General features: G+C 35.9%; 1 protein-coding gene and 1 pseudogene. Both read left to right on the top strand.

All coding sequences use genetic code 11. The features are described 5' to 3' along the window. Nucleotides 1-106: T9SS type B sorting domain-containing protein (locus DUZ96_RS13210; protein WP_147267033.1), on the top strand; the 106-nt coding region annotated here is incomplete at its 5' end. Continuing rightward, nucleotides 103-1,467 (top strand): annotated as a pseudogene (locus DUZ96_RS00030) (hypothetical protein); the annotation flags it as partial. The gene DUZ96_RS13210 and the pseudogene DUZ96_RS00030, both read left to right, overlap by 4 nt.

Consider the following 1,467-nt stretch of genomic DNA (forward strand, 5'->3'; position numbering starts at 1 on the left):
GGACGGAACTTTCAACGGCAACAAAATGCCAACATCGGACTATTGGTTCAGGGTTAAACTCCAAGATGGAAGAACCTTTTCAAGTCACTTTACCCTTAAAAGATGATTCTTAGTACAAATCAGACTATATCAAAATTATTAGTGCTTTTAGTTTTAATTACTAATTTTTATTCATTTGGGCAAGACCCAAATGATTGTCAAAATGTTATTACAATTTGTGGAAACTCAAGTCTTAGCCTGGACGTGAGTGGTATAGGCACACAAGAATTATCCGGTTCAAACACATGTGCAAGTCAAGAGAATAATAGTATATGGTTACAAGTTAACATTGCCAATTCTGGAACCTTGGCATTTACATTAACACCGGGAAGCACCAGTATCAATGAAGATTATGACTTTTTTATTTTTGGACCTAATGTTACATGTGGTAACATTGGTCAAGCCATTAGATGCTCCACAACTAATCCTACGGCCGCAAATCAAGGAAATAATCTTACAGGATTAAACACTACTGAAACTGACACCTCTGAAGGACCAGGTCCAAATGGTAATAGTTTTGTGAGTGCCATTGATGCATTAGCAGGGGAAAGTTATTTTATTGTTATAGATAGACCTATAGGTAATAGTCCATTTTCATTAGAATGGACAGGCACTGCTACCTTTCCTGATAATCCATCAAATCCATTATTAAATAGTCCATTCGTGACTGAGTTACCAGATTTAGATATTTGCGATAGTCAAGCACCCTATGATGATTTTATTACAGAAATTGATCTCACTCAACTGACTCAAGATATTATCAATGGTGAGAGTGATGTAGCCGTCAGTTATCATAACTCTGAGAATGATGCTAATATTAACGTTAATCCCTTGGGTAATATATTCAACAGTTTTCCCGTTACTCAAACCATTTTTATTAGAATAGAAAATACAATTACAAATTGTTTTATTCTAAACGAGTTTGACATATTTGTTACTGCTTTAACAAATTTCAGTCAGCCTACAAATTTTGAAATATGTGATGATGATTCTGATGGTGATGAAACTAATGGATTAGCTACTTTCGATTTCAATATTAAATCTCAAGAAATAACAGAAAATATTGGTTCCGTAAACTATGACATTAGTTACTATTTAAGTTTATCAGACGCGGAAAACGCTAATGCGGCCCTACCAACATTATATTCAAATACAGTACTGACTCCAAGAGATATATTTGTAAGAATTCAAGATAATGATACTGGATGTATTGGATTTACAACCTTTACAATCCGAGTTAACGAAATCCCAGAAGCCAATGATGTTTCTGTGTTGCAGTGCGATGAGGATGGCATACCGGAAGGCTTTACCGTTTTCAATATCAACCAGCTCCTCGATGATATTACGGGTGGCAACCCTCAGGTAAACGTGGATTACTATCTCTCCCAAGCGGATGCAGATACTGAGTCCAACCCAATCGAAGGCGAT

Source organism: Winogradskyella sp. KYW1333, assembly GCF_003335675.1.
GTDB lineage: Bacteria > Bacteroidota > Bacteroidia > Flavobacteriales > Flavobacteriaceae > Winogradskyella.